Below are 21,035 nucleotides of genomic sequence, written 5' to 3'. Positions count from 1 at the left end.
GAGGACCAGCGGGTTCAGCCCAGCCCGCGCGAGTCCTGCTTGAGCGCGGTGTCGACGGTCAGGGCCGTGGCCACGACGAGGCTCAGCAGCGGCTCGGTCAGCTGGTAGTGGATCTGCAGGACATAGTTGTCGGCGGTCGTGAACATCGTCTTGGCGAGGCCTTCCCAGGTCTTGGTGATCCGGGCGACCTCGTTCTCGGCGTGGTCGACGATCGCGAAGTTCCAGGCCCGCCAGTTCTCCGCCTTGATCGCGCCGACCTGCTGGCCGTTCACGTTCATCGCGAAGTTGATCTTGCCGATCATGTTCTGCTGGACGATCTCGCCCACCGGCGAGCCGTCCGGGCGCTGCACGATCACCCGGGACTTGAGGAACTTCGCGGGCCGGGTCAGCACCAGCACCGGCTGTCCGTAGGCGTCGCGGATCTCCAGCTTGTGCGTCATGAACTGGTCGATGCTGGCCACGAAGCGCAGGGCCTTCTTCAGCGCGCTCTGCCCGACCTGGACGACCGAGCCGAGCTGGTTGCCGTTCTGATCCATGACCGTGTACTCGTTGGTCAGCTCGATCAGCTTGGCCTTCTGGTTCACCACCAGCACCGGCTCGGTGAACAGGCTGCCGCCGCCGGGGCCGCCCCCGGCGACCCCGGCCTGCTGCTGCACCTGCCGCTGCACGCGCGGATCCGGTCCGGCCGGCTGCTGGGGTATCCGCGGCGCGGCCTGGGCCTGTTGGGCCGGATCAGCCTGCTGGGCCGGGTTGGTGTGCTCGGTCCACTGCGCGCCGTCCCAGTAGCGGAGCGTCTGAGCCGCTCCGTGCGGATCCGGGTACCAGCCTGCGGGTGTGTTCGATTGCGTGGTCACCGACGCACACTACCCCGGCACCGTCGGTTTCTGGCCAGCCGGGCGAGGCGCCCCGCGTGAGGCTTTACTCCGTCATGACCGCCGGGTCGCTCACCCCCGGACGCCCGTTCTCCACGTGCCCGGCGAAGCGCCGCAGGTAGGCCGGGTCGGCGTCGGAGGTGACCGTCAGGTCGTACCAGCGCTTGCTCGCCGTGAGGTCGACGGTGTGCTTCACGGTGGCGCCGGCGCGCACGGTGAAGGTCCTGGCCGGGTCGCCGTATCCGTCGGTGACCTTCAACCGCACCGTGCGGGAGCCCTTGTTGGTGAGGGTCAGCTCGATGTCGTCGCCGGTGTGGCGGGCGGTGGCCTCTGGTCCGGCGGTCTTGTTCGGGCCCTTGAAGACGCGCAGGAAGCCGTTCGGGCCGTGCACGGTCAGGTCGTACGAGCCGTTCGAGTACGCGGAGTTCCACGTGTCCGAGATGCTCTTGCCGGCCTCGGTCGTGTACGTCCAGGGGCCGTCGGTGCGGCTGCCGGACGTCACCAGGAAGGCGGCACCCGCCTTGGCGCCGGAGGCGAAGGTGAGCGTGAGCTTCCCGGCCGCCGCGTCCACCGAACCGTCCACGGACGGCGCGTACTTGAGCGGGCGGGCGAGGCGCAGGCCGCGCTCCTGCCGGGGCAGGGCTCCCTGGGCGGGCGGGGTCGGCTTGTAGTCGGGGTGGCGCTCGCGGTCCGGGGGCTCGTAGCCGTCGGTGCCGGGCAGCGCGACCGGCCGGGTGTCCTTGCGGGAGAAGTCGAAGGCCGAGGTCAGGTCGCCGCAGATGGCTCGCCGCCAGGGCGAGATGTTCGACTCGCGCACGCCGAAGCGGCGCTCCATGAAACGGAGGATCGAGGTGTGGTCGAGCGTCTCGGAGCAGACGAAACCGCCCTTGCTCCAGGGCGAGACGACGAGCATCGGCACCCGCGGGCCGAGCCCGTAGAAGCCGGCGACATGGGTCTTGTCGCCCTCGAAGAGGTCCGGGCCGACATCGACCGTGGACTTGCCCCGCGCGTCGGACTCCGGCGGGAGCGGCGGCACCAGGTGGTCGAAGAAGCCGTCGTTCTCGTCGTACGTGATGAACAGCGCCGTCTTCGCCCACACCTCCGGGTTCGAGGTCAGCGCGTCCAGGACCTGGGAGATGTACCAGGCGCCGTAGTTCGAGGGCCAGTTGGAGTGCTCGGAGAAGGCCTCCGGGGAGGCGATCCAGGAGATCTGCGGCAGCTTGCCGGCCTGGACGTCCGCCCTGAGCCGGTCGAAGTAGCCGTCGCCGTTCTTGACGTCGGTGCCGGTGCGGGCCTTGTCGTAGAGCGGGTCGCCGGGCTCGGCGTCACGGTACTTGTCGAAGTAGAGCAGCGAGTTGTCGCCGTAGTTGCCGCGGTAGGCGTCCTCGATCCAGCCCCAGGAACCCTTCGCGTCGAGGCCGTCGCCGATGTCCTGGTAGATCTTCCAGGAGATCCCGGCCTGCTCCAGACGCTCGGGGTAGGTCGTCCAGCCGTAGCCGAGCTCGTCGTTGCCGAGGACGGGGCCGCCGCCGGTGCCGTCGTTGCCCGTGTAACCGCTCCACATGTAGTAGCGGTTGGGGTCGGTGGAGCCGATGAAGGAGCAGTGGTACGCGTCGCAGATCGTGAACTTGTCGGCGAGCGCGTAGTGGAAGGGAATGTCCTCACGGGTGAGGTACGCCATGGTCGTGGTGCCCTTCGCGGGCACCCACTGGTCGTACTTGCCCTCGTTGTAGGCCTGCTGGCCGTCGGGCCAGCTGTGCGGCAGGCCTTCGAGGAACTGCATGCCGAGGTCGTCGGCGGTCGGGTGGAAGGGCAGCAGGTCCTTGGTGCCGTCCGACTGGTGCCACACCGACTTGCCGCTCGCGAGCGTGACCGGATGCGGGTCACCGAAGCCGCGAACGCCCCTCAGTTTGCCGAAGTAGTGGTCGAAGGAACGGTTCTCCTGCATCAGGACGACGATGTGCTCGACGTCCTCGATGGAACCCGTGCGGTGGTTGGCAGGGAGTGCGGCGGCGCGCTCGATGCTGGCGGACAGAGCGGAGAACGCCGTGGTGGCGCCCGCGATCTGGAGGAATCTGCGCCGGTTGACTTCGGGCATGAGCGGGGGACCTCTTCCCTTGAGGGTGGTGACCGGCCGGATCGTGACGGTATGCGCGCGAAAGGAGTGTTCCAGGAGCACCAAACGTCAGGGAAGGGTCCGATGGCGCTGGTGTGAAAGTCGTCGGTACGGGAGGTGTGCCGACCTCGGAACGGGGGATGGTCGCGATCATGACAGAGACGCACACGTCACCGTCCACCCCGACGAAACGGCCCGTACGACAGCTCCTCGCCGCCTCCGTGGGCAATGCCGTGGAGTGGTACGACTGGTACGCCTACACGTTTCTGGCCACCTACATCGCCGCCGAGGTCTTCCCCAAGAGCGCGGACAACTCGCTGGTGCCGCTGCTGTCGACGTTCGCGGTGTTCGCGGTGGGCTTCTTCATGCGGCCGGTGGGCGGGCTGCTCATGGGCGCGATCGCGGACCGGCACGGCCGGCGGTCCGCGCTGACGGTCACCATCCTGTTGATGGGCGGCAGCAGCCTGCTGGTCGGGCTGACACCGACGTACGCGGCGGTCGGCGTCCTCGCCCCGGTCGTCCTCGTCGCGGCCCGGCTGCTGCAAGGTCTGTCGGTGGGCGGCGAGTTCGCGGCCTCCACGACCTTCCTGGTGGAGTCGGCGGGGCCGGGCCGGCGCGGGCTGTTCTCCAGCTTCCAGTACGTGTCGACGACCGCCGGGCAGCTGGTCGCGTCCGGCATCGCCACGCTGCTCGTGGACACGCTCAGCGACGGGCAGATGAACGGCTGGGGGTGGCGGATCCCCTTCGTCCTCGGAGCAGTACTCAGCCTGGTCGGGTTCTGGATCCGGCAGGGAGCACAGGAGACACGGAGCGAGGAGCAGCGACAGGCGCCGCGCCCCGGCCTGTTGGAGGCCCTGCGCCGCCACCCGCGCGAATCCCTCCTGATCTGCGGCATCACGGCGGGCGGCACGATCGCGTACTACACCTGGACGTCGTACCTGCCGACGTACGCCGAACTCAACACGAACATCGACAAGTCGGACGCCCTGCTCGCGGGCACGCTCTCGCTGGCCTTCTTCGGCCTGCTCCAGCCGCTCGGCGGACTCCTGTCCGACCGCTTCGGCCGCCGTCCCCTGCTGCTCTTCTTCGGCCTGGGCTTCGCCCTGCTCAGCGTGCCGCTGCTGCACGCCCTGAACGACTCGTTCGCGGTGCTGCTGCTCGTGCAGTGCGCGGGCATGGTGCTGCTGACCGGATTCACCTCGATCAGCGCGGCGGTCAACGCCGAGGTGTTCCCGCCCCGGGTGCGGGCGGCCGGTATCGGGTTTCCCTACTCGCTGACGGTGGCGTTGTTCGGTGGGACGGCACCGTATGTGGGCACGCTCTTCAAGGAGTTGGGGCACACCGGGCTCTTCCCCTGGTACGTCGCCGTCCTCTGCCTGCTGTCGTCGCTCGTGTACCTGCGACTGCCGGAGACCGCCCATACGGAGCTACGGCGCTGAGGTCCACTCCCGCGCCACGGCCTTTCCCGCCCGGAGTGCGGCCACGGGGTCGGCCGCCTCGTCCAGTTCGATGAGTACGGTGGCGGCGCCGGGCGTGCGGGACATCGCGTCGGCCCAGCCTCGCCAGTCCACGATGCCCGTGCCCAGTTCGGTCATGTAGGGCTGCTGCTGGGCGAAGACCGTCTCGTCGATGGTGAGTTCCACGTCGATGGGCTTGACCGCGTCCTTCCAGTGCGCGAGGGCGATGCGCGGGGTGTGGCGGCGCGCGACGGCGACGGGGTCGCCTCCGCCGAGGGCGATGTGGCAGGAGTCGGGGCACAGCCACACGTAGCGCGGGTCGGTCAGGGCCATGAACAGGTCGATGTCCCGCTCGTACCACAGAGTGCTGTTGGACTCGGTGTGGAAGGCGAGCTTCACCCCGTGCCGGGCGACGGCCTCGCCGACCACGTGGGCGATGTCGGCCATGCGGGTCATGTACGCGGCGTCGACGAAGAAGGGCGGCCGGGTTCCGTAGGTGGTCCGCATGGGCAGTGAGGCGACGAGGAGTTCCGCCCCGACGTCGGCGAGGAAGGCGGCGCGGCGTTCGGCGTCGGCGACGATCGCGGGCAGGTTCTCGCCTTGCCGCCAGTCGGGGGCGTCGCCGCCGGCGATGAAGGCGCTCACGACGGACAGGCCCCGGGCCGCGAGTTCCCGGCGGAACGCGGGTGCGCTGCCGAAGGCGCGCAGGGCGGAGTCGATGTCGCCGGGGGCGAAGGTCAGCTCGAGGCCGGTGACACCGGCATCGGCCAGTGCGTCCATGACCCGGGCCCAGAAGGACTCCGGGTGCGCCGAGGCCCAGTCCCGCACGGCGTCCGCGGAGTGGAGTCCCCAGAAGTCCGGGTGGTAGAAGGTGACGATGTCGGTCGCGAAACGCGGCGTCATGCGGCACCTCCGCGGGCGTTGTAGACGACGATGCCGTCGGCGGTGTCGACGGCCTCGCGGTAGTCGCGGAACACGGTGAGCGCCTCTTCCCGCAGCACGTCCCGTACGACGTCGATCCCCCGGGCCTCGAACTGCTCGGCCCAGTCCGCGCCGAGCGGGCCCTCGTCGAACGTGGTGATCTCCTCCAGTTCCGGGCCCTCGCCGGCGACCACGAGTCCGCGCACGCCGGACCACATGGTGGCGCCGTAGCACTGGATGCAGGGGCGCCAGTTCACTACGAGTTCGTGCGCGGGCAGCCCGTCGCCGCCGAGGTCCCAGCCGCCGGTCGCCGTCTGGGCGAGGCCGAGCGCGACGACCTCGGCGTGGGCGCTGGAGACGCCGGAGGCGAGGACGACGTTCACACCGACCGAGACGATCCGGCCGGTGTCCCGCTCGGCGACGAGGGCCGCGAACGGGCCGCCGTCGCCCTCGCGCCAGTTGCGGTCGGCGAGGCGGTGCACCAGGCGCATGCGGTCGTCGCGGCCGGGGAGGACGGCGGGCACGTCGGCCAGTTCGTCGTCGATCCAGGCCGGCAGGGCCACGTGGTACTGCTTGACGATGTCGATCACGATGGACTTCCTGTCAGTGGGCGGCGAGCGCGGTGTTGCGTACGGCGACGGCCCGGGCGGCCCGGATGGCGGTCACCGCGCCGGTCAGGGTGACGTTGGCGGCCATCGCGGTGGGGATCACGCCGTTGCCGGCGAGGTACAGGTTGTCGTAGCCCCACACCCTGCCGTCCGGGTCGCACACGCTGGTGCCGTCGTCGGCGGTGCCGGAGCGGACGGTGCCGGTCTGGTGCAGTGAGGAACCGGGCGGGAGCAGGGCGCTCTCGGTCGCGGGGTCGAACGGGCCGAACTCCTCGGCCATCGACCGGACTTCGGCGAGGGCCCGGTCGATCAGCGCGCGGTCGGCGTCGGAGTGGCCGAACTCGACGGTGATCCGGGGCATCCCGGCGAGGTCGGTCTCGGTCTCGGAGAACACGAGCCGGTTCTCGGGGCGGGACTCGACGGGGGCGTACAGCGACAGGCCCACGGAGTGGGCGAGGGGGCGGCCGCCTTCGTCGACGTACGTGCGGTTCATGATCTGGCCGTGGAACGGCTGGGCCGCCCCGTTCTGCGGCAGCCAGAGCGAGTCCGTGCTGAACTCGCCGGGGCGTTGCAGGGGCAGGGTGTCGAGGTCGATGCCGAACCGGTCGAGGTCGAGCAGGACCCGGGCGGTGATGAACGCGTGCTCGTTGAGGTGGCGGCCCAGCGCGGGGGGTCGTATGCCCGAGGCGAACAGCAGCTGCGGGGTGCGCAGTGCGTCGGCGCACACCACCACGGTGTCGGCGTGGAGTTCGGACTCGGCGCCGTCGGCGACGCGGCGCAGCCGGGCGCCGGTGACGCGGTCGCCGGAGACGAGGAGCGAGGTCGCGAGCGTGCCCGTCGCCAGGGTGAACGCCGGGTCGCCGCCGGTCGCGAGGGCGGGGAAGATCGTCCCGGGAGCTGTGCGGGGCATGGGGCCCGAGGCAGTCGGGGTGACGGCCATGGGCATCGGCTGCGGCCGCCGGTCGTGCGGCCCTGCGCCGTCGAAGCGTCGGCGCAGGACGTCGAGGACCAGACTCCCGACCTCGGTCGGGCCGATCGCGGCGGGTGTGACGGCGAGCAGGCGGCGCGCGGTGTCGAGGTCCGCCTCCCAGCCGGCCGGGTCCCCGAAGTCGAACACCTCGTCCCCGGCGGGCCAGGGTGTCGCGGCGGTCCAGTGGACGCCCATGCCGCCCGCGTTCCACGCCAGCGCCGTCGCGGGCATCGCCTCGGCGTCCTCCCCGAAGGCCAGGGCGTGGAACATGCCGGGCGGCAGGTCGGTGAGGCTGCCCGCGACCTCGCGGACCACCTCGGCGCCGGTGTACATGCCCTGGATGCCGGTGGCGACCTGTTCGTTGTAGCGCGCCCACAGGTCCGGGTCGTCGAGGTCGTGCAGGTGCAGACCGGGAGCCTCGCCGATCGCGCTGCCGCCGTCCACCATGGTGATGCGCAGCGCCGGATCGCCGGCGCGCAGCTGTCGGGCCACGACGGATCCCATGATGCCGCTGCCCACGATGAGGACGTCGGTGCGGGGGGTGTCGGTCAAGGTGAGACTCCATGTGTGTGCCCCGGGGGGCGTGGTGAGGGTGCGGTCATGCGCGCGGGACGAGCGGGCCGAACAGCTCGGTGTCCATGCGGTCGAGGGCCAGTTTCACGGCGCCGATGAGGGCCGCGTCGCGGCCCAGGCCGGTGGCGCGGAGCTCCACCTCGGGGGTGCGGGCGTCGCGCATCGCCTCCCGCACCCGGGGCAGCAGCACGTCGGCCGCGTCCTCCAGGCCGCCGCCGAGCACGATGAGGGAGGGGGCGACCGTCCACGACAGGAGGGTGAGGATCGACGCGATGTTCTCCACGAACTCGTCGACCTCCGCCAGCGCTGCCGCCTCGCCCGCCCGGGCGGCCTCGCAGCGGGCGAGGGCGACCGCCCGCTGGGCCGGTTCCGGTGAGGTCAGCCAGGCCACCGGGTGGTTCTCGACCGAGCCGGTCGGTATCGACCGGGCCTCGACGATCTCGCCCGCGCCGCCGTCGAGTCCGCGGTGCACGGCGCCCCGTATGAGGATGCCGAGACCGGTGCGGTTGCCGAGGATCGCCCATACGACGTTGTCGTGGTCGTCGGCCACGCCCCGCCAACGCTCCGCGAGCGCCCCGAGGTTGGTGTCGTTGTCCGCGAACCAGGGCATCGGGATGCGCCGGTTGAGCTCGTCGGGCAGGTGCACGCCCTCCCAGCGTGTCGTGTGCACCAGACGCCGTACGACGCCGTCGTCGTCGATCGCGCCGCCACCCGCGACCGCACCGGCGCGCAGCCGGTCCGCCGACCCGCCCGCGTCGTCGAGCGCCCGAAGGACCAGCGCCGCGGCGTCGTCGAGCGTGACCCGCGGGTCCTGGTAGGCGCGCAACGGTCCGTGCGCCCGGCCGAGGATGCGGCCGCGTACGTCGGCGACGACCGCGGACACGTCCGAGGTGGTGATGTACACGGCCGCCAACAGGGCATGTTCGGCGCGCAGTTCGTAGCGTCGAGCGGGGCGCCCCGCGGAGCCGCTGATCGGCAGCCGGTCCAGCTCCGCCACCCAGCCGGCCTCGACGAGCGAGTCCAGGATGAGCTCGATGGTGCGGCGGGAGAGGCGGGCCTGTTCGGCGAGCGCGGTGAGCGTCGTCGGCCCGGCCGACACCGCCAGCGCGCGCAGGATGACCGAGGTGTTGACGCGTCGGACGGCGCTCTGGTTCATCCCCGGCATCAGCACGCCCCCGCCTCCTCGGACACCGGTCGTACGACGGGGTCGAACACGCCCGTGGTGTCGGCCGCGAGCGCCGCACCGGTACGGCCGTACTCGCGCGCCGGATCGCCGAGCGTCCCGGTGGCCCGCGCCCAGGCCGGTTCCTCGCCATGGAGGAACGCGACCAGGTCGGCGTGCATCGCGGTGGCCAGTTCCTGGGGCGGATGGGGGCCGAGGGCCTCGGCGACTCCCGGTGCGTCGAGTACGTCGAAGAAGTACGGGATGTCGACGCAGTGCGCGGCGCCGCCCAGCACGGGCGAGGGCCATGCGAAGGAGTACAGCCAGGTACCGGCGCTGGCGCCGCGACGGGCGGCCGCGGCGCGCGGGCAGGCGGCGCGGAAGAGGGTGTCGGTGAGGCGGGTGCCTGCCGCGCGGGCGCCGGCTTCCGTAGGACCGCTGTCGAACTCGTCCTCCGTCGCGCCCAGCAGCAGGGGTACGTCGGGCCCGTGCAGGGCGAGTCCTTCGGCGACCGGCACCGGCAGGATGTCGTCGCCGACGAACGGGCGCAGCACGGGCCCGACGTCGCCTCTTTCATCGCGCAGGTCGAGGACGGCCCGCTGGACGTCCTCCACGGTCCGTCCGCCGAATCCGGCACGCGTCGCCGGAACGCCGAGCCGGTCCCCGAGTCGCCCGAGGAAGTCGCGTACCGCGCCCGCTTCGAAGAATCCGCCGGACAGGCTGACCGCCCGCTGGAAGCGGCCGTCGCCGGCGGGTGACGAGAGCAGCGCGAGCACCGCCGCTCCCCCGGCCGACTGCCCGGCGACGGTGACCCGGTCCGGGTCCCCGCCGAAGGCGGCGATGTTCTCCCGCACCCAGTCGAGAGCGAGCAGCAGGTCCCGCAGGCCGAGGTTGGTGAGTACGTCGTCCAGTACGGCGAATCCGTCGACGCCGAGCCGGTAGCCGACGGTGACGCATATGACGCCGTCGCGGGCGAAGGCGCGGCCGTCGTACCAAGGGCTCGCCGGGCTGCCTGCCAGGAAGCCTCCACCATGGATCCACACAATGACCGGCGCGGGCTCGCGGTCGTCGTCCGCGGCCGGGGCGACGACGCCGAGGTTCAGCACGTCCTCGCCGGGCACCGACGGCTCCGGCACGGTGGTCGTGGCGAACAGCGGCACGCGCTGGGAGGTGGGGCCGTGCCGGGACGCGTCGTACGGCTCGGTGAACCTGCCGCGTCGGACGGGAGCGGCGAACCGGCGTGCCCCCGTGGGCGGTTCGGCGAAGGGGATGCCCAGGAAGCGCCGTACCTGACGGCTGCGACGGCCGACGATCGTGCCGGCGGGAGCGTGCACGATGACCGGCTCGTCCGCCGCGTCGAGGCAGTCCATCACGCTCACCGCATTCCCGTTCCGGAGATGCCCTGCACGAAGTAGCGCTGGAGGAACAGGAAGAGCAGCAGCACGGGCAGCATCACGACGATCGCGCCGGCGAGCATCAGGCCGTAGTCCGTGACGTGGGCGGCCGCCTGGCTGGTGGCGGCGAGGCCCACCGGCAGTGTGTAACTGGACATGCTCTGGGCGACGATGAGCGGCCAGATGAAGTTGTTCCACGAGGCGAGGAACGACATGATCGTGATCGTCGCGACGGCGGGGCCGGCCAGCGGGAGGAAGATCCGGAAGAAGATCCGGAACTCGCCCGCGCCGTCGATCCGGGCCGCTTCGAGGAGTTCGTCGGGGATCGACATCGCGTACTGCCGCATGATGAAGACGGACAGCGGCATCGCCACGCCGGGCAGGGCGATACCGGTGAGGGTGTCCGCCAGGCCGAGGTCGACGGTGATCACGAACTGCGTGACGAACACCGCGGTGAACGGCACCATCATCGCCGCCATGACCGCGCCGAACGCGAGCCGCTTGCCCGCGAAGTCGAGTTTGGCGAGCGCGTAACCGGCGGCCGACGCGGCGACGATGTTGCCGGCCACCACCATGACCGCGACGACGACGCTGTTGACCATGAACTGGCCGAAACCCTCGGTTCTGAACAGCCGCAGGAAGTTGTCGAAGGTGACGTGTTGCGGGATCCAGGCGCCGGGGTCGGAGCGGATCTCGTCGAGGCTGCGCAGCGAGCCGCTGATCACCCAGAGGAAGGGCAGCATGGTGAGCAGCGCGCACAGCACCAGAGCGCCGTACAGCAGCGGCCCGGTGACGGACCGGCGGCGCGGGGCGACCCGGTCGGTGACGGTTTCGGCGCTTTTCAAGGCGGCGACGGCGGTCATACGCGGGACCTCAGCAGTCGGAACTGGACAAGACTCACCAGGGCCACCAGCACGAGCATCACGAAGGACGCGGCCGAGGACATCCCGAACTCGCCGGCCCCGAACTGGTGGTAGGTGTACAGCGCCACGGACTCGGTGGAGCCCAGCGGGCCGCCGTTCGTGAGCAGGTACGGCTCGTCGAACACCTGGAGGTAGAAGACGGTCAGCAGCACCGACACCATCAGCGTGGTCGGCAGCAGCAGCGGCAGGGTGATGTGCCTCAGCTGCCGCCACCGTCCCGCCCCGTCGAGGGACGCGGCCTCGTACACGTCGTCCGGGATCGCCTGCAGCCCGGCGAGGAACAGCACCATCGCGATGCCGAAGTTGCGCCAGACGCCGAGGAGGATGACCACGGGCATGGCGAGGTTCGGGTCGTCCAGCCAGTTCGGTCCGGCCAGGCCGACGACGCCGAGCACCTTGTTGACGGTGCCGTTCGCGTTGAAGGCGTACTGCCAGATCAGGGCGACCGCCACCACGTTGGTGACGACCGGTGCGAAGAACAGCATGCGGAAGGTGCCGCGCAGGCGGCGGATGCCGGAGTTCAGCACGACGGCCAGGGCGAAGCCGATCACCATGGTCAGCGGCACGCCGACGGCCACGAACAGGGCGGTGTTCAGGATGTCGCGCAGGAAGCTCTCGTCCTGCAGCAGCCGGACGAAGTTGTCCAGGCCGGTGAAGTCGACGGCGAGCGGATGCCTGAGGTCCGTGCCCCGCAGGTCGGTGAGGCTGAAGCCGAGCGCGGCGACGGTGGGGACCGCCGTGTAGAGCAGGAACACCAGGGCGAACGGTGTGAGGAACAGCCAGGCGACGGCCGTACGATGGGCGCGCCGCCGGGTGGGCCGCCGGGTGCCCACAACAGGCGTGCTGGTCATGGGCAGCTCACTTCGCGCCCGTGCCGAGGCTCTCGGCGTACGACTGGATGTTCGCGGCGGCCTTCTCGGCGGTCGCCGTGCCCTTGGCCACGGCCTCCATCTCCTTGCCCATCCGGGTCGCGACCTGCTGCCAGGTACTGACCTGTGGGAACGTCCGGGTGTTCTTCAGCTGCGTGAGGAAGGCGGCGAGGAGCGGCTGGTCCTTGATGGCGGGGTCGTCCCAGGCGGAGATGACAGCGGGCAGGGAGCTGTACGCCTTGTACTGCGCGACCTGAGTGCTCGGCTGCGATACGTACCGGACGAGCTTCCACGAGGCGTCCGCGTTGCCGCCGCCCGCGAGCACGCCCCAGCTGCCGCCGGCGGAGAAGGAAACGCTGCCCGACGATCCGGCCGGCAGGGGTGCGGTGGCGACGTGGGACGCGGTCCAGCCGTCCTTCTTCGCTGCGGTGTCGAGCTGGCCGACGACCCACGGGCCGGTGATCATCGTGGCGGTCTTCCCGCTGACGAAGTACGGCTGTGCGTCGAGGAACGTGGGCGTGGCGGTGTCGGCGGCGCCCGAGGTGAAGAACGACGCGTTGTACTTCAGCGCGTCGACCATTGCCGGGGTGTCGAGCGTCCACTTCCCGTCGGCCGTGAGCAGCGAGCCGCCGGCCTGCCAGGCGTACATCGCGACGTCCTGGCCGTTGAAGATGTCCCACCCGTTGTCGGCACCCAGGCCGCGCCGCGCACCGACGCCCTGGAGGGCCTTGAAGAAGGGCACCACCTCGTCCCACGTGGCCGGCGCCTCGACGCCCGCCTTCTTGGCCAGGTCGGAGCGGTAGACGAGCGCGTACGTGTAGGCGTACCAGGGCACCGTGTAGGCCACGTCGTCGGCGACGCCCGCGGCCCAGAGGCTCTTGAAGAAGCTGTCCGGTGCGACGAGGCCGTCAGGGACGGGCTGGAGGATCGAGGCGTCGAGGAACTGCGCCTGCGACTCGGGGAAGAACTGGGCGACATCGGGCCCCTTGCCCGCCGCGATCGCCGACTGCAACTTGGTGTAGTAATCGGCGTTCGGGATCAGCGTCAACTTCACGGTGACGTCGGGGTTGGCCGTCTTGAAGGGCTTGATGACCTGCTCGAGCACGTCGGCGTCGCCCTGGGCGGCCCAGACGTTGACGGTGCCGGTGGCCGGCGAGTCGTCGATGGGATCGGCGGACGCTTTCGCGACGGCGGTGTCGTCCTCGCGCCCACAGCCCGTCAGGCCGAGGGTGCCGAGGACGGCCAGTCCGGCGGTCAGTTTCAGGGCACCGCGTCGGGAGAGATTGGGCATCTTGGGCTCCTGTCTCATGGAGGCGCTGAGGACAGTGGGGGATCTCAGTACGGGATCTGAGTGGGGGACCTGGATGGGGGAATCCGAGTGGGGGACCGTGCAGGCCGGGACCTGGGGGATTTCTGGGGGAAGTAGCTTTTTCGGTCCGAGGGACCCGATGGCGAAGCTATGAGGGGCACATTTCGGCCACGTGGCCGAGCCATCACGAATAATTTCGGAACTTGTAGCGAAAACGAATGGTGAGGTTTTGTCCGACCTCGTACCCGCTCTGGTCCGCTCCGGCCCGGGCTGGAGATCCGGAGGTCACCACATCTCCGCTTCATCGGCCCGGCCCCACCGAAGCCGTGGCCCGGATTGGGTGCTCATGCCCTGTTTACGGATTGGAGGAACCTACGAACCTGAGAATTCGCTGAGCATTCGGCGCGCACATTCGTATCTGAGGACGCGCTTCACCCATGCCGGAAGTCCTGCCGGCTCCGGAGATGTCCTTGAGAGGCCCGATGAGACGCAACACGCGAAGAAGATCGAGCACTGCCCGCCGGGCGGTAGGCGCGGCGGCCGCACTGGCCATAGGGGCCGGTGGGCTGGTGGCCGTCAACATCTATGCCTCGGCCGACGAGACCAGCTCGTCGAAGGGCTCTGCCCAGAACCAGGCGCTCGCGGCCGGAACCTCCACCATTGACTGCCCCGACGTCGGCCAGCGGTTGACATCGGTGCCCGCCCAGGCGAAGGCCCAGGTCGACAAGGAACTGGCACTTCTCGACAAGCAGATATCCGAGGCATACCAGCGCCTTTCCACCTCCCAGAAGGCGATTCAGCAGGACCCCAACTTCGCCCAGAACGCGATCGTGGGCCCGCTGAAGGACAAGCGGAAGGCGACGATCGACCGGATCGCCATCGCCATCGGCCGTGTGGCAGCCAAGCCGCAGGGCCTTGACGCTTTGGCGGCCTGCACGCTGCGCGCCACCGGCAACGCCGGTCAGGGCGGCAACAACAACCAGGGTGGCAACGACACCAATGCCGGAGGGACCGGCAACGGCCCCGTCGCCGCCGACTTCGTGGACATCACCAAGGTGAAGTCCAATGTGCGCACGCCCGCCAGGTCGGCGAAGGCTTCGAAGGGCGTCTTCGTCAGCAAGTGCGGGGTGAACGCCAACAAGCTGTACAACAGCGACAACGTCATCGTCGCGCCCGGTGTCACCAACGGCGCACACCATGTGCATGACTACGTCGGCAACCAGGACAACGACGCCTTCTCGAGCGACCAGGACTTCGCCAAGGCCGGGACCAGCTGCCAGAACAAGGGCGACAAGTCCTCCTACTACTGGCCGGTGCTGCGCCTGCAGGACGGCACCAAGGAGTTCGACGCCGGCAAGCAGGGCGGCGGCGCCGAGGGCAACACGGGCCGGATTCTGACGGCCAAGAAGGCAACCTTGGACTTCGTGGGCAGCCCCCGCGGCAAGGTGGTGGCGATGCCCAAGTTCCTGCGCATCATCACCGGTGACGCCAAGGCGTTCGTCAACGGCACGGCCAACGCCAATGCCTCCTGGAGCTGCACCGGCTTCGAGAACAAGGTGCAGTTGAAGGACAAGTACCCCCTCTGCCCGTCAGGCAGCGACGTGGTGCGCACGTTCAAGTTCCAAAGCTGCTGGGACAGCAGGAACATCGACAGCGCCAACCACCGTACGCACGTGGCCTTCGCTGACGCAGGCGGCAACTGCCCGACCGGCTTCAAGGCCATTCCCCAGTTGGTGCAGCGTCTGGTGTACGACGTGGACGCGCCCAGCGTGAAGGACAACGGCAAGACCCGTCCGTTCTTCTCATTGGACAGCTTCCCCGAACAGCAGCACAAGCCGGTCACCGACCACGGTGACTTCATCAACGTCTTCGACGCGAAGCTGATGAACAAGGCGGTCCAGTGCATCAACACCGGACGTAAGTGCAGCTGAGTCCGGGTACCGAGCGGTGGGCGTCGCGCTGACGACGCCCACCGCCATGCCCACGCCGGAGCACGGGCATCGGATCACCGACGCGTCGACGTCATCCGGGCCTGATCCGTGACCGACGGTGCTACCACGCACACCTCGGCAGACGACATGACCGCCCAGCTAGGCATCACCCCTGGCCGGCACCGACGGCGGAGCAGTGCTTCAAGCCGTGCGCCACGGCTCAGCCGCGTGGCCCCGCGCCGTGCAGGAGTGTGTCGATGACGAGCGTGGCCAGCGCGTCCGGGTCCTGTGCCATGGGGTCCTTGTCCGCGCCGGGCCTGTCAAGGGCTTCGCTGAGGAGTGCGTAGTACACCTGCCGCGTCCAGTCCAGGTCCGCGTCCGGGGCGAGCAGTCCCTCACGCTGCGCCCGGTTCAGGAGTTCGACGGTGCGGGTGTCGATCTCCTCCCAGAGGGCGGCTGCAGCGGCGGTGTGGGGCGTGGAGTGGCTGAGGGTGAAGCGCCAGGTGTTCTTGACCCGCAGGACGTTCGCCGTCACCCGGTACAGCGCCACCAGAGCGGGAGCGGCATCGGGCCGGGCTTCCTCGATGGCGTCGATGAGCTGCTGCTTCGCGGAGACGGCGAGCGCCTCCAACAGTGCCTGCCGGTTCGCGAACCGACGGTGAACGGTGATCCTCGTCAGCCCCGCCGCCTCGGCGATCTGTTCCATGGAGGCGCCGGCATCCTGGGCGAGGACCCGCTCGGCCGCCTCCAGAATCGCGCGCACACTGCGCTCGGCATCTGCCCGCAGTGCTCGGCCCATGTCTGTCTCCTGTTCAGTCGTTCGCTACCTGTCCCTCGTAGAGAGGATACGTGAACGCTACGGGTACCCCCTTAATTGATTCTTCAATGTTGCCATTCAGAAAATAGCTGATGCTTTAATGACACAGATAGAGGCTGACCTCTTGAATCTCAAGTGGCCGAGTGCCGCGCGCCCCGCACGGCCGGTACACAGGTAGCGGCAGGGAGCGGGCGCCGCCCCGTGGCTGCCGCGCCTCGGCCTTCCGAACCGTTCTTCCAGAACACAGTGGAGCTTCCCTTTGATAGACCGCGCCGTAGGCCGACGCCGTCAGGCTTTGTTCCTCTTGTTCTTTCTGCCAGGCATCGCCATGTCGTCCTGGGTCACGCGCACCCCGGATGTCCGCGATCAACTGGGCTTGTCCACCGGGCAGATGGGTCTGGTCCTGTTCGGTCTGTCCGTGGGTTCCATGATCGGCATCCTGTGTTCCGGCCGTTTCGTGTCCCGGTTCGGCACCCGGCCGGTCATCGCGCTCGGCACTCTCCTGATCATCGCGGGCACGGTCGTCATCGGTGTGGGCAGCGCCGTGCGGTCGGCACCCCTGGTCACCGCGGGACTGTGCCTGTTCGGCGCGGGCATGGGCGGGGGTGAGGTGGCGGTCAATGTGGACGGCGCCGATGTGGAGCGCATCACCGGGACCGCGGTGCTCCCCTCGCTGCACGGCTGCTTCAGTCTGGGCACGGTCATCGGAGGGTCGGCCGGAATGGCGGCCACCGCCGCCGCGATCCCCGTCCCCTGGCATATGGCCGTGGTCGCCCTGGCCGCCACGGGGATTCTGGTCCACGCCCTGCGTGCCGTTCCCGCGGGTATCGGCATCAGCGCCGTACCGTCGACACCGGGTCCGGGTCCCGGTCCGGCGCGACGGTCCAAGCCTCAGGTGTGGAAGGACCGGAAGCTGCTGCTGATCGGCGCCATCGTGCTGGCCATGGCGCTGGCCGAGGGCGCCGCGAACGACTGGCTGCCGCTGCTCATGGTCGACGGCCACGGCCTTGACGCCACGCTGGGCTCGCTCGTCTTCGTGGGGTTCGCGGCGGCGATGACGCTGGGACGCTTCAGCGGCGGGTTCTTCCTCAGTCGTTTCGGGCGGGCCGCTGTCGTGCGCGCGAGCGCCGTCTCCGGTGCCGTCGGACTCCTCCTGGTCATCTTCTCCGACAACGCCGCCGTAGCCGCAACAGCCGTACTCTTCTGGGGGCTTGGGGCCTCCCTCGGTTTCCCGGTGGCCCTGTCGGCGGCGGGCGACTCAGGCCCCGACCAGACCGCCCGCGTCTCATTGGTCGCCATCATCGGCTACATCGCCTTCCTCGTGGGGCCACCGGCCCTCGGGTTCCTGGGCGACCACTACGGGCTGCGCTCGGCCATGGTGGTGGTTCTGGTGTTCGTCGCCTCCGCCATCCTCATCGCTCCCGCCGCCGACACCCGTGACCGCGCCGCCGCCGCGCGTGACCGCGCCGCCGCCGCGGGGGACGGGGCCCCGCGCACGCCGCCCAGCACCGATCCCGCAGGACAACACCAAGGAGACCGCTCATGAGCCCGCAGGAAGCGTCCGGCACGATCGGCGTCCTCCTCCCCCGCGACATCCCGCAGGGCGACCTCGTCGCCTTCGCGCAGGAAGCGGACGACTACGGCTTCGGCGAACTGTGGGTCGTCGAAGACCTCGGTTACCGCGGAGGGCTCGTCCAGGCCGCCACGGTGCTGGCCCACACCCGCCGCATCCGCGTCGGAGTGGGGCTGCTGCCCGCCGCGGCCCGCAACGTCGCCTTCGCCGCGATGGAAGTGGCCACGAGCCAGGTACACCAAGAGTGCCGTGTACCGCTCAAGAGCCAGCAAGAAATTGGCGCGTCAACCCACGTAAACCCCAGTTTTCCCGACAATCATGGCAGCGCCACGATCGGACGTGCTCACCAAACGCATCAACGGCCACCTCTGGACTGATCCGCCGAGCGGAGTCGCTCCGCAGCCGCATCCAGTGATACACAAGGCGCATGGCAAGGCCCTGACCTGCTCTTTCGTAGAGACACTTCCGCCTGACAGAAGTCGCCTTGCGCGGCAACCACAGCCGTCAGGACCCTGATTCCAACCACGGCACGCGGGGCGAAGACGCCCCGCCGACAGGGACGGGAACCCCCATGCCCCACATGACCGCCTTCGCCAGGAACCAGTGGTACGTCGCCGCCTACAGCCACGAGGTCGGGCGTGAGCTGCTCGGCCGGACGATTCTCGGTGAGCCGCTCGTCTTCTACCGCACCGAGGAGGACGGGACGCCCGTCGTCCTGCACGACCGGTGCGTGCACCGTCGCTTTCCGCTGTCCGAGGCCCCGACCCGCCTCGACGGCGACCGGATCGTGTGCGGATACCACGGGTTCACGTACGACACGACGGGCACCTGTGTGTACGTGCCCGGACAGAAACGCGTACCGCGTACCGCGCGCGTCGCCTCGTACCCCGTCGTCGAGCAGGACTCGCTGATCTGGGTGTGGATCGGCGACCCGGCCCTCGCCGACCCGCAGACCATTCCGCGCGCGAAGCACCTCGACTCCCCCGGCTGGACGACCGTCCGCGGCATGGAGCCGATCGACGCCGACTACGGTCTGCTGGTCGACAACCTCCTCGACCTCTCCCACGAGACGTATCTGCACGGCGGCTACATCGGCACCCCCGAGGTCGCCGAGACGCCCATCACCACGGAGGTCGACGAGGGCGCGGGCATCGTACGGGTGAGCCGGCACATGGACGACGCCGCGTGCCCGCCGTTCTACGCCAAGTCGACCGGCATCCAGGGCCGGATCACGCGCTGGCAGGACATCGAGTACCACGCTCCCTGCCTCTACCTGCTGCACAGCCGCATCGCGCCCGTCGGTGTGGTGCCCGAGCCGGACGGCAGCGACCCGAACGGCTTCCACACCGAGATCACGTACGCCATCACCCCGTCCGCCGACGGCAAGGTGTACGACTTCTGGATGGTCTCGCGGGACTGGGCGACGGACGACGCCGAGGTCACCGAGTTCCTGCGGGGCAACAACCACACGGTCGTGATGCAGGACGTCGACGCGCTCAACCTGCTGCAGAAGACGCTCGGCACCGAGCGCACCGGCTACCAGGAGCTGAGCATCAACATCGACACCGGCGGCCTGGCCGCCCGCCGTATCCTCGCCCGCCTGGTCGAGGAGGGCGCGAAGCCCATGGAGACGGTCCAGTGACGAGCCCGACCGGCGAGATCTACCGCATCGACTGGCTGCCGGGCACCGACATCCTGCACGGCACCTGTCACTGCGGCCGCGAGCACACCGCGCAGGATCCGATCGAGATGTGGGAGTGGATGCTCGCCCACCCGCAGGGGCACGAGCCGCGACACGAGCAGCAAGGCGAGCCGCGAGGAAACAGCTCATGACCGTGTACGAAGCCGAACTCGTCGTCGACCGCAGGGAGTCCGCGGCCGACGGCGTGCTCGCCCTCACCCTGCGCCACCCGCTGGGCGAGGAACTCCCCGCCTGGGAGCCGGGCGCGCACATCGACGTGCTGCTCGGCCCGGACCTGGAGCGGCAGTATTCGCTGTGCGGGGACCCGGCGGACCGGCACGCCTGGCGGATCGGCGTCCTGCGCGAACCCGAGGGGCGCGGTGGATCCGCGTACGTCCACGGGGAGTTGGGGCAGGGCGCCAAGGTCCGGGTGCGCGGACCGCGCAACAACTTCGCGCTCGAGTCCGCCCCGCGCTACCGCTTCATCGCGGGCGGCATCGGCATCACCCCGATCCTGCCGATGCTGGCGGCGGCCGAGGCGGCGGGCGCCGAGTGGACGCTGGTGTACGGGGGCCGGACGCGTGAGTCCATGGCCTTCACCGAGGAGTTGGGCGCGTACGGGGACAAGGTCGCCGTCGCCCCGCAGGACGAGACCGGGCTGCTGGACCTCGGTTCCGTGCTCGACGACCTGCCCGAGGGCACCCTCGTCTACTGCTGCGGTCCGGGGCCGTTGCTGGACGCGGTCGAGGAGCGGTGTCCGGGCGGGCGGCTGCGCGTCGAACGGTTCCAGCCGAAGGAGCAGGAGACCGGCCCGGACAGCGCGTTCGAGGTCGTGCTGGAGCGCGCCGGGCACACGCTGACCGTGCCCGAGGGCGTGTCCGTCCTCGACACCGTGCGCGCCGCCGGTGTCGAGGTGCTCTTCTCCTGCACCGAGGGCACCTGCGGCACCTGCGAGACCGACGTCCTCGAAGGCGAGCCGGACCACCGGGACTCGGTGCTCACGGACGAGGAGCGGGCGAGCTGCGAGACGATGATGATCTGTGTGTCCCGGTGCCGCGGGAAACGGCTCGTGCTGGATCTGTGATCCTGAGGTCGGCGTCGATCCGCGCGACGGTCGCCAGCAGGTGGGGCAGCAGGTCGCGGCGGACGGACTCGACGGAGTTGCGGCTGGCGTGCACGGCGATGTTCACGCCGGCCACCACCTCACCGTCCCGGTCCCGCACCGGGGCGGCGACCGACCTGAGCCCCTCCTCCAGTTCCTGGTCGACGAGGGCGTAGCCCTGCCGTCGTACGCGGTGCAGTTCCGCGCGCAGGGCGTCCGCCGAGACGAGGGTGCGCGCGGTCAGCGGTGTCAGCTCGGCGCGGGCGAGCCGGGCCTCGATCTCGTCGTCCGGCAGGTGGGCGAGGATGACCCGGCCCACGGACGTGACGTGCGCCGGGAAGCGGGTGCCGACCGTGATGGACGCGGTCATGATGCGGCTGGTCGGGACGCGGGCGGCGTACACGACGGCGTCGCCGTCCAGGACGCACAGCGACGACGACTCCCGTACCTGCGCGACGAGTTGCTCCAGATGCGGTGCGGCGATCTCCGGCAGCGTGACACTGGACAGGTAGGAGTAGCCGAGCTCCAGCACGCGCGGGGTGAGGCGGAAGAGCCGGCCGTCGGTCTGCACGTAGCCGAGGTCGGCGAGGGTGAGCAGGAAGCGGCGAGCGGCCGCCCGGGTCAGGTCGCAGGCGCGGGCGACCTCGCTCAGCGTCAGCGCCGGGTGGTCGGCGTCGAAGGCGCGGATGACGGCGAGGCCGCGCTCGAAGGACCGGACGAAGTACGGTGCGCGAACCTCAGCGGGCATCGGCGCCTC

General features: G+C 70.0%; 19 protein-coding genes. 7 read left to right on the top strand and 12 right to left on the bottom strand.

From position 1 onward, the window contains the following. Positions 1–14 precede the first annotated feature (14 nt). Together Q4V64_RS46725 and Q4V64_RS46720 are read right to left on the bottom strand one after the other, a co-directional pair. On the bottom strand, positions 15–854 hold the full coding sequence (locus Q4V64_RS46725) for a phospholipid scramblase-related protein (RefSeq protein ID WP_124437640.1): 840 nt from the start codon (positions 852–854) through the stop codon (positions 15–17). A gap of 64 nt (positions 855–918) precedes the next feature. Beyond that, the gene (locus Q4V64_RS46720) at positions 919–2,970 is read right to left on the bottom strand and encodes a phospholipase C, phosphocholine-specific (RefSeq protein WP_124437641.1); all 2,052 of its coding nucleotides are present in this window, start codon (positions 2,968–2,970) and stop codon (positions 919–921) included. 158 nt (positions 2,971–3,128) lie between these two features. Here Q4V64_RS46720 and Q4V64_RS46715 point away from each other — a divergent pair, with 158 nt between their 5' ends. Further along, entirely contained in the window at positions 3,129–4,427 is a 1,299-nt protein-coding gene (locus Q4V64_RS46715; protein WP_124437724.1) for an MFS transporter, read from the top strand. Here Q4V64_RS46715 and Q4V64_RS46710 read toward each other — a convergent pair. The 8 genes from Q4V64_RS46710 to Q4V64_RS46675 are packed head-to-tail and all read right to left on the bottom strand — an operon-like array spanning position 4,416 to position 13,156. Continuing rightward, on the bottom strand, positions 4,416–5,348 hold the full coding sequence (locus Q4V64_RS46710; RefSeq protein WP_124437642.1) for a sugar phosphate isomerase/epimerase: 933 nt from the start codon (positions 5,346–5,348) through the stop codon (positions 4,416–4,418). The genes Q4V64_RS46715 and Q4V64_RS46710 overlap by 12 nt on opposite strands. Then, positions 5,345–5,956: a nucleoside deaminase gene (locus Q4V64_RS46705; protein ID WP_124437643.1), complete on the bottom strand. Its 612-nt coding sequence runs from the start codon at positions 5,954–5,956 to the stop codon at positions 5,345–5,347. Before Q4V64_RS46705 ends, Q4V64_RS46710 begins: the two co-directional genes overlap by 4 nt. A 13-nt stretch (positions 5,957–5,969) precedes the next feature. After that, entirely contained in the window at positions 5,970–7,496 is a 1,527-nt protein-coding gene (locus Q4V64_RS46700; protein ID WP_124437644.1) for a GMC oxidoreductase, read from the bottom strand. Positions 7,497–7,542: 46 nt separating this feature from the next. Further along, complete coding sequence (locus tag Q4V64_RS46695) at positions 7,543–8,688, bottom strand: ROK family protein (RefSeq protein ID WP_124437645.1); 1,146 nt, start codon at positions 8,686–8,688, stop codon at positions 7,543–7,545. Further along, entirely contained in the window at positions 8,682–10,049 is a 1,368-nt protein-coding gene (locus Q4V64_RS46690) for a carboxylesterase family protein (protein ID WP_124437725.1), read from the bottom strand. Before Q4V64_RS46690 ends, Q4V64_RS46695 begins: the two co-directional genes overlap by 7 nt. A gap of 5 nt (positions 10,050–10,054) precedes the next feature. Beyond that, positions 10,055–10,936, bottom strand: a complete 882-nt coding sequence (locus tag Q4V64_RS46685; protein WP_124437646.1) for a carbohydrate ABC transporter permease — start codon at positions 10,934–10,936, stop codon at positions 10,055–10,057. Continuing rightward, positions 10,933–11,847: a sugar ABC transporter permease gene (locus tag Q4V64_RS46680; RefSeq protein ID WP_124437647.1), complete on the bottom strand. Its 915-nt coding sequence runs from the start codon at positions 11,845–11,847 to the stop codon at positions 10,933–10,935. The genes Q4V64_RS46685 and Q4V64_RS46680 overlap by 4 nt, the downstream gene beginning before the upstream one ends. A gap of 7 nt (positions 11,848–11,854) precedes the next feature. Then, on the bottom strand, positions 11,855–13,156 hold the full coding sequence (locus Q4V64_RS46675; protein ID WP_124437648.1) for an extracellular solute-binding protein: 1,302 nt from the start codon (positions 13,154–13,156) through the stop codon (positions 11,855–11,857). A gap of 500 nt (positions 13,157–13,656) precedes the next feature. Here Q4V64_RS46675 and Q4V64_RS46670 point away from each other — a divergent pair, with 500 nt between their 5' ends. Continuing rightward, the gene (locus tag Q4V64_RS46670) at positions 13,657–15,105 is read left to right on the top strand and encodes a DUF1996 domain-containing protein (protein WP_124437649.1); all 1,449 of its coding nucleotides are present in this window, start codon (positions 13,657–13,659) and stop codon (positions 15,103–15,105) included. Between the two features lie 220 nt (positions 15,106–15,325). Here the strand turns inward: Q4V64_RS46670 and Q4V64_RS46665 are convergent, their stop codons facing one another. After that, on the bottom strand, positions 15,326–15,904 hold the full coding sequence (locus Q4V64_RS46665) for a TetR/AcrR family transcriptional regulator (RefSeq protein ID WP_124437650.1): 579 nt from the start codon (positions 15,902–15,904) through the stop codon (positions 15,326–15,328). A gap of 277 nt (positions 15,905–16,181) precedes the next feature. Between Q4V64_RS46665 and Q4V64_RS46660 the strand changes: the two genes are divergently transcribed. The 5 genes from Q4V64_RS46660 to Q4V64_RS46640 all read left to right on the top strand — a co-directional run bounded on the left by Q4V64_RS46660 (position 16,182) and on the right by Q4V64_RS46640 (position 20,260). Next, positions 16,182–17,468 (top strand): MFS transporter, encoded by a 1,287-nt coding sequence (locus Q4V64_RS46660; protein ID WP_124437651.1) that lies wholly within the window; start codon positions 16,182–16,184, stop codon positions 17,466–17,468. Then, positions 17,465–17,872, top strand: a complete 408-nt coding sequence (locus Q4V64_RS46655; protein WP_124437652.1) for an LLM class flavin-dependent oxidoreductase — start codon at positions 17,465–17,467, stop codon at positions 17,870–17,872. Before Q4V64_RS46660 ends, Q4V64_RS46655 begins: the two co-directional genes overlap by 4 nt. 194 nt (positions 17,873–18,066) lie before the next feature. Then, positions 18,067–19,137 carry an aromatic ring-hydroxylating dioxygenase subunit alpha gene (locus Q4V64_RS46650; RefSeq protein ID WP_172629015.1) on the top strand — a complete coding sequence of 357 codons (1,071 nt, stop codon included), beginning with the start codon at positions 18,067–18,069 and terminating at the stop codon, positions 19,135–19,137. Next, positions 19,134–19,328 carry a hypothetical protein gene (locus Q4V64_RS46645; RefSeq protein WP_124437653.1) on the top strand — a complete coding sequence of 65 codons (195 nt, stop codon included), beginning with the start codon at positions 19,134–19,136 and terminating at the stop codon, positions 19,326–19,328. Before Q4V64_RS46650 ends, Q4V64_RS46645 begins: the two co-directional genes overlap by 4 nt. Next, positions 19,325–20,260, top strand: coding sequence for a PDR/VanB family oxidoreductase (locus Q4V64_RS46640; protein WP_124437654.1), 936 nt, complete (start codon positions 19,325–19,327; stop codon positions 20,258–20,260). The genes Q4V64_RS46645 and Q4V64_RS46640 overlap by 4 nt, the downstream gene beginning before the upstream one ends. Here Q4V64_RS46640 and Q4V64_RS46635 read toward each other — a convergent pair. After that, complete coding sequence (locus Q4V64_RS46635) at positions 20,175–21,026, bottom strand: IclR family transcriptional regulator C-terminal domain-containing protein (protein WP_124437655.1); 852 nt, start codon at positions 21,024–21,026, stop codon at positions 20,175–20,177. The two genes, Q4V64_RS46640 and Q4V64_RS46635, sit on opposite strands and share 86 nt — an antisense overlap. Between the last annotated feature and the right edge of the window lie 9 nt (positions 21,027–21,035).

This window comes from Streptomyces sp. NL15-2K, from assembly GCF_030551255.1.
GTDB lineage: Bacteria > Actinomycetota > Actinomycetes > Streptomycetales > Streptomycetaceae > Streptomyces.
This window is presented reverse-complemented; position numbering and strand designations above follow the sequence as displayed.